Source organism: Moorena sp. SIO2C4, assembly GCF_010672485.1.
Classification (GTDB): Bacteria; Cyanobacteriota; Cyanobacteriia; order Cyanobacteriales; family Coleofasciculaceae; genus Moorena; species Moorena producens.
Map to the genome: position 1 here is coordinate 1 of NZ_JAAHGN010000335.1, position 7,032 is coordinate 7,032.

The 7,032-nt window shown below is 42.6% G+C and carries 7 protein-coding genes; 5 read left to right on the plus strand and 2 right to left on the minus strand.

What is annotated here, in order from left to right; translation table 11 throughout:
* Positions 1 to 317 (plus strand): rhomboid family intramembrane serine protease (locus F6K20_RS17995; RefSeq protein WP_287295542.1); only part of this gene is annotated, 317 nt, incomplete at its 5' end.
* Positions 318 to 1,185: 868 nt separating this feature from the next.
* A complete protein-coding gene (locus tag F6K20_RS18000) occupies positions 1,186 to 2,526 on the plus strand; it encodes a serpin family protein (RefSeq protein WP_008185646.1) in 1,341 nt (446 codons plus the stop codon).
* 36 nt (positions 2,527 to 2,562) lie between these two features.
* Here the strand turns inward: F6K20_RS18000 and F6K20_RS18005 are convergent, their stop codons facing one another.
* Together F6K20_RS18005 and F6K20_RS18010 are read right to left on the minus strand one after the other, a co-directional pair.
* Positions 2,563 to 2,742, minus strand: coding sequence for a hypothetical protein (locus tag F6K20_RS18005; protein WP_131827144.1), 180 nt, complete (start codon positions 2,740 to 2,742; stop codon positions 2,563 to 2,565).
* 54 nt (positions 2,743 to 2,796) lie between these two features.
* Positions 2,797 to 3,966 carry a glycoside hydrolase family protein gene (locus tag F6K20_RS18010; RefSeq protein ID WP_008185643.1) on the minus strand — a complete coding sequence of 390 codons (1,170 nt, stop codon included), beginning with the start codon at positions 3,964 to 3,966 and terminating at the stop codon, positions 2,797 to 2,799.
* A 480-nt stretch (positions 3,967 to 4,446) separates the two neighbouring features.
* Between F6K20_RS18010 and F6K20_RS18015 the strand changes: the two genes are divergently transcribed.
* From F6K20_RS18015 to pgsA, 3 genes are all read left to right on the plus strand, one after another.
* Positions 4,447 to 4,626 carry a hypothetical protein gene (locus F6K20_RS18015; RefSeq protein ID WP_287295544.1) on the plus strand — a complete coding sequence of 60 codons (180 nt, stop codon included), beginning with the start codon at positions 4,447 to 4,449 and terminating at the stop codon, positions 4,624 to 4,626.
* A gap of 794 nt (positions 4,627 to 5,420) precedes the next feature.
* Positions 5,421 to 6,398, plus strand: a complete 978-nt coding sequence (locus F6K20_RS18020; RefSeq protein ID WP_008185641.1) for a glycoside hydrolase family protein — start codon at positions 5,421 to 5,423, stop codon at positions 6,396 to 6,398.
* A 216-nt stretch (positions 6,399 to 6,614) separates the two neighbouring features.
* A partial coding sequence (pgsA, locus tag F6K20_RS18025; RefSeq protein WP_287295545.1) for a CDP-diacylglycerol--glycerol-3-phosphate 3-phosphatidyltransferase occupies positions 6,615 to 7,032 on the plus strand: 418 nt, incomplete at its 3' end.

Below are 7,032 nucleotides of genomic sequence, written 5' to 3' on the forward strand. Positions count from 1 at the left end.
TTTTCTGGGTCGTGACCTTGGCGATAGTCTTGATTGGTGGTTTGGCTGAATTGCTACTTGGTTCACCTAACACTGTCTCTTATGGCGCGAGCGGTGTAGTTTTTGGGTATGTAGCTTTTCTGATCGCACAGGGGTATTTAGAAGGTAAGCCCCTGTTAGTCATAGGTTCTAGCGCTATCGGTGGTCTCTATGGTTTTACACTCAGAGGTTTATTTCCTGGTGAAACAGGGATCTCCTGGCAAGGACATTTATTTGGCTTCCTGGCAGGTATGCTTGCAGCCAGCTATTTGGACACGTTTCGGAATCTGTTTCTCTAAGCAAACATGGGGCTAAAGGTTAGACCTGATGTAAGCATATGCGCGTAGCCCATTAGCTGAATGCTTACAACCTGATGAATTTACCCAGTTTTGAGCCTTACTGGTCAAGTGGTCTGGCTCCTGGCCGTAGTTCCGGTAAAAAAAATCCCCGCTAGCGGCCAGACTAGCGGGGTGTGCTTTTCTCTTTGTGTTCTCAATTAATATTATTGGCCAATCATGTATGATTTGGTGTTTACTTAACGTCAATTTTTGGTGTGATTTCATATAAAGTTTTATAAACTTGCTTGTTTTGGTCGATCTAGTCAATCTGAGCATCAGGTGATCTCAACCAAAAAACTCCACTAGCCTGATACTAGTGGAGGCAGGGTGTGTTATTAGTCAACTTCATAATAGATATGCGATGTTGCTGATCTGGTTTGCTTAATGTATGGTTTTGTGTGTGATTGAGGTTGTTGCTCAGCAGAAACAGGAGTATACTTTTTATTCCAATTATTCCATCATAGCATAAAAATTGTGGCTGTCAAGGGCAAAAAATCTGAAAGATCCGTAAGTTATGGTAATAGTTGCCTAAATTTGACTATAATTACCTATGATACAACTAGCCTTTTGTGGAGCGCTTTCTGGTTATGGATAACAGAAAAGCCAAGTTGAAAGACTAGAGGTATGTGAGGGACAAAAAAAATACCGAAAAGTCCAGAAGTGTGGAGCCCTTAAAACCTTCACAACTTATGAAATCATGACTGCTGGATAACGTTGGTTATCTGGAAATCAGGTTATTTATACTGTTATTTTTACTGTTAAACACCACGATTATATCGTTATTCCCCATTACGGATTACCCACTTACCCGTAGCAAAAACCGTAACTAATGGAACCGAATTCTCCTGTAATGGTCATATTAGAACAGGGTATTAGCAACGGAGACGATCAGATGAACCATCAAATCCTTAGTCGTATAGCCACTGTTATGGCAGTCAGCATCCTGCTTACAGGTATATTGGGGTGTGTGTCGGAAAAAACCAATGCCCTTGACCCTCTGCCTAACTCCGAACCAACGAAAGAATCAATTTCAGCTAACCAGCAACCAAATCTAGACGTAGATACCAATCTTGTAGACGCTAATACGAAATTTGGCTTCAAGCTATTCTCAGAAATTCTCAAGCAGGACACTAACAAGAATGTTTTTGTCTCTCCTACCAGCATCGCCATTGCCCTAGACATGGCTTACAACGGTGCCAGCGGTGAGACTCAAGAGGCTATGGCAAAAGTCTTAGAATTAGAGGGATTGAGTCTAGATCAACTCAACCAGGGGAATAACGCTTTAAAAGCTAGCTTGGAAAATGCTGACCCTGATGTCGAGCTGTCTATTGCCAACTCCCTGTGGGCTAACCAAGGCATTGACATCAAGCCCAAATTTCTTAAAAACAACCAGGAATTCTACGACGCAGAGGTCACAGAACTTGATTTTAGTAGTGCCAAGGCTGCCACAAAAATTAACCGTTGGGTCAAAAACAACACAAACGGCAAAATCAAAACGATTGTCGATCGCACTCAAGGGGATGACTTACTTTTCTTAATCAATGCCATCTATTTCAAAGGTAGCTGGACAAGAGAATTCGATAAGAATAAAACCTCTAATCAACCTTTTTATATCTCCGGTTTAACCCAAAAGCAACACCCGATGATGTATCAGTATGGGAAGTATAAGTACTATGAAAATGATGCCTTTCAAGCTGTAAGTATTCCCTACGGTAAAGAACGGCTGAGTTTGTATGTTTTCTTACCCCGTGAAGGTAGCAGCTTGGCAGAATTTAAACAACAACTCACAGCGGAAAACTGGCTACAATGGATGAAAGAGTTTAAGTCGCGAGATGGGTCAATTCGGCTACCCCGCTTTAAATTTGAATACGATATTAAACTCAACGATTCCTTAAAAGCTTTGGGGATGGATGTGGCGTTTACCGATAACGCTGATTTTTCTAATCTGACCTCTGAATCAGCAGCCATTAGTCAAGTCAAGCACAAAACCTTTGTAGAAGTGAATGAAGAAGGCACTGAAGCAGCCGCTGCTACTTCTATCGGTATTGTTTCGACTTCGATTAGCATAGATCAACCATTTAATATAGTGGTTAATCGTCCTTTTTTCTGTAGTGTTCGGGACAATAAAACTGGCGCAATTTTGTTCATGGGTTCGATTGTGGAACCGTAAGCTATTAGCTATTGGTTTAGTTTGAATGTTGTTTGGTTAAAGGTTGAAAGTTAAAGGTTGAAAGTTAAAGGTTGTTTGGTTAAAGGTTGTTTGGTTAAAGGGTAAGCATTCAGCTATCAGCGAACAGCGTAGCGCAATCGGTGCTTTTGAATAAAATAAGCTGACCGCTGACCGCTGACCGCTGACTGCTGTTCCCGTAGCGTGCGCGTAGCGCATATGCTTACGTTAAAGGTTCAGAAGATAACCTTTAACCTGGTAACCTCGTTAACCTTAGGCAGGTAGCTTGAATAGAATTGCATCCCAAATACAGTATCCCTCACGTCCATATAATAGTGACGAGGGATCAGCAACACTCTGCTGACCAGAAGGACTTACTTTCTTAATTTCTGGATAATCGTTGTCCCACAACACTTTCCACTGACCAGAAACATCGAGTTCCTGCATTTCTAAATTTAACCCATAGGCAATGAAGTCTTCTTGGTTATTGCGCTCAAAGTTGATCGCATACAAGTTAGACTCGGAAGATCCTTTCACAACCGGTACCACCCCTGCTGGCTGATAGGGACCGTTGATTTGTGGCGAGACAAAATGGTACAGACTGGAGTGAGTAATGGAGGCAGCGTCGTCACCAAGTTGCTCAAGCCAACGGGGATTCACATGTTGCTTCATCACAGAGAAGAACATGTGCCACATTCCTCCTTTATAGTAAACTTGGCTTCGCTCACACTCGTAAAAAAGACCTTGCTCACCTTCATCGGTCATGAAATGAGGAAACAGGGCTGGTGGCAAGAGTGTATAGGGTCCTTCGAGTTGATCTGCTACTGCTAGACCAATACAGCCTTTCTTGGGTTGGGAATTTGTTTTGGCAGCAGCAGATAAAAACATCCAATACTTGCCTTCGTGAAATATCGGGAAAGGATCGCGCAACTGGCGGTGACGTTGGTCTGGCATCAATGGATGGTCGGAGTAATCGTAGTATTTCTCCCAATCAAGAAATTCGATCAGTTGGGGAGCTTGCCAATCAATCTCGTGATTATCCCTAATTATTCCCTTACAGAAGCCAATATACTCATGAAGCAAATTAGGACGGTCTGGAGATCCACCGTAAAAGAAATACAGGGAATTTTCGTTTACCAACCGTAAGCTTCCTGCTAGAAGGCGAGAGCTTCGCCAGTAGTCGTCCCGGTCTGGCTGAAAGACAGCATCTAAGTCTTTAATTACAGACAAATCTTCATCAAGAATAGCCCCACCCATTTCCCCTCTCTGCCAAGGCACTCCCTCTAAATCCTTTCCTCCTTGAAGGTAAAGCAGGAGATATTTTGAGAGAGCTGCTTGACTTGGAGCAGGTTGATGAGGCGTTGTCTGGATGCTGATATCATGGTTGAACAGTTGCTCTAAGGTCGCAGCGTCGCTCCTGCCCTGATCGAGTTGTTGTATCATCAGCTTCTGCTTAAGATATTTTTAGTTTTGTTAAGGGAATATTATTTTATTTAATCAATGTATTATTTGTTTGACAAGAGGATCCATCAAATTCCAGGGATATGGAGGACAATATAAGTATAAATACTTATATTTGACCAAGAATTGGCGATCGCCAATTCTCCTTGATGATATGTATTACTTAGTAATACATTAAGGTTACACGTTTGATGGCCTAATCGGTAGGGTTGCTCATGCAAGTTTAGCATCGAAGTATAGCGCTACGCGCAAGTCAGCAAGGTGCTTGCGTCAGAAGTCAAAAGTAAGCTAGGACTAGGTTTCGGAGTTTAGGAATGTCAAAAATCTGAATGCGTAGTGCTATATAGGCTGAGATCCTGGCGTTGCTGAATTTAGGAATGAATAGGAGTAGAGTGGGCATCCTGCCCGCTCGAAAATATGTGGGCATCCTGCCCGCTCGAAAATAAGCATGAAACTGGCTTGATGCCAGTTCCACGCAAGATGCCCATTCCACAAACATGCCCATTCCAGAAAACTCTTAAAATCATTCCATTATTAAGCAACGCCGAGATCCTATCTAGAGGGCGCAAGCCTTGGGCTCCTAAATTAGGGTTTGGCTTCGAGTTTGGCTTCGGGTTTTCCTTTCAACTGCGTAAGTCCTAGTGTAAGCATTCAGCGGTCAGTGGTCAGTGGTCAGTGGTCAGCGGTCAGCTAACGTAACAGAAATTAAAGCAATGCTTACCCGTTTTATTAAAAAGCTGAGAGCTGAGAGCTGATAGCTGATAGCTGATAGCTAAATGCTTACATCCTAGTAATCTCACCTTAGTTAAATCTTTGTCTATGTCTTCACAAGTTAAAGATTTGATTGTGATGCCAATTAATAAGCAATTTTACCAATGACATTTCCCCAACACTATTTGTTATCTTGGAATAAGTTTGGTAGTGATAGGTAAAAAAGCGAGTACAGACCTCGCTTAAATGGTATAGCCTTAACCTATTCTGAATCAATATTAGGAATTACGTAGTAACTCTCTGATTATCTGATTAGAGGGTAATTTATCAATTAAGACACTATGCTTTACTATGCTTTGAGCGGTCAACAGTGAGCGTATTTGCTGATAGCTAAATCAAACTCAAACTTTATGCCCGTCCAAAGTATAGATATAGTTTTAAATCCTCTCAGTACGTAATTCATCACTAGTTTAATGTATTCAGGAAAAAAAATTGGCTTGGATACATAGACTAGTGTTTAATCATTAGGCGTTGCTTCTATAAATTACACAACAATTAGTTAGATAGGCTCTAATTAAGCGGTAAGTAAAATTCCTTACCTTACCCTACTACCGAATTATTACTTTCTACTCTCTAGTTGACGCCTTAGTAAAGAGGCTAACTGTTCTAGGGAGTTAGTCACAGTTATTCACTAACGAATACTCTTACACAAAAGCAGGTAACTCATGCTTCCTAATCACAGTTTACAAATCCCAGATAAATGGATCTGGGACTTCTGGCTAGCTCAAGATATTTCCGACTATCACTTATTTTACTTGCAAGCTTCTAAGGATTTACCGGATCCAGAAGACCGACATTGGCATGTTTCATTTGGTCACGCTGTTTCTCAGGATTTACGGCACTGGCAGATTCTACCAGATGCTATGAAGCCTGAAGCTTATGGTGACGTGGATGAGTACACTAATTGGACTGGCTCCGTAATTCGTCATGATGGTCTGTGGTATCTCCTATACACCAGCACTGAGCGCAAAGAGCAAGGAAAAATCCAACGCATCAGCCTTGCGACCTCCAAAGATTTAATCCACTGGGAAAAACATCCGAAAAACCCGGTGATCGAGGCTGATAGTCGCTACTACGAGAAGTATGATCTCCAGCACCCTGAGAAAAACCTTTGGTTCGATGAAGCCTGGCGCGATCCTTGGGTGTTTCAGGATCCAGAAACAGGGGAATTTCATGCCTTAATTACTGGTCGCGTTAACTATGGTCCTGCCGAAAGTCGGGGCGTGATTGCTCATGCCACTTCACAAAACCTGATTGATTGGCAAGTATTGCCACCATTAACTGAGCCTATGACGTTCGGGACTATGGAATGTCCGCAAGTGGTTCTTATCCAGGGGCGCTACTATCTGCTCTTCTCAATCCCCCCAGGAGAATTTGTTGATAGTAACCTCACGGGGACCTTTTACATGGTTGCTGATCATCCTTTAGGACCATTTTCTGCGCCAATGGCACTCTGGGTTGATTCAGTGAAGCGGCTCTATTCCGGGAAACTGGTACAAGGTCCTGATCAGATCTGGTACTTTATGTCATGGCGTAATTTCGCTCTAGACGAGAGCTTTCTCGGGGATATCAGCGAACCTGTGCCGATCACAGTTGATGACCAGGGCAATTTGATCGTGCTTGAACCAGCAATGCTTGATTAGATGTCTTCGGGAATTCAGTAATAGGCAATCGGAAACGAGGAAGAGGAATTATAGCGGTTCTCAGTTTGATGAGGTACATACTAAATTTATTCCCTCTCCTCTGTCGGTTCTCACTTCCATAGACGAAATGCTTAAGGGGGCACAGCGTGTGCCCCTAAAATTAATATGGTCAGTAACCAATTACCAATTACCGATTACCGATTACCGATTACCAGAATGACTCTGCCTAACTGGATTACCTTTTCCCGCTTACTGGGGTTGCCCTTTATCCTATACTTCCTGAATCTTCCAACTGACCAAAGCCGCTGGATTAGTTTAGGGATTTTTCTCCTTGCTGCTGGAACGGATTGGTTAGATGGTTATCTAGCTCGTAAACTGAACCAAATTACTGATTTAGGCAAATTCCTTGACCCGTTAGTGGATAAATTTTTGGTACTAGCGCCCCTACTAGCATTAATTGAGCTAGGTCAGGTACCCGCTTGGGGAGTCTGTTTGATTTTGGCACGGGAGTTAGCGATCGCAGGTTGGCGAGTTAACCCCAAGTTATCCGGTAGCGCTAGCATACAGGGAGCCAATATCTGGGGTAAACTCAAAACCGTCAGCCAAATTAGTGCGATCGCACTTTTAATTGCTC

Bases quoted from the DNA above. Each gene is read 5' to 3' on its own strand.
- F6K20_RS18010 (WP_008185643.1), bottom strand. From the start codon at position 3,966: ATGATACAACAACTCGATCAGGGCAGGAGCGACGCTGCGACCTTAGAG.
- F6K20_RS18005 (WP_131827144.1), bottom strand. From the start codon at position 2,742: ATGCGCTACGCGCACGCTACGGGAACAGCAGTCAGCGGTCAGCGGTCA.
- F6K20_RS18015 (WP_287295544.1), top strand. From the start codon at position 4,447: ATGCCAGTTCCACGCAAGATGCCCATTCCACAAACATGCCCATTCCAG.
- F6K20_RS18000 (WP_008185646.1), top strand. From the start codon at position 1,186: ATGGAACCGAATTCTCCTGTAATGGTCATATTAGAACAGGGTATTAGC.
- F6K20_RS18020 (WP_008185641.1), top strand. From the start codon at position 5,421: ATGCTTCCTAATCACAGTTTACAAATCCCAGATAAATGGATCTGGGAC.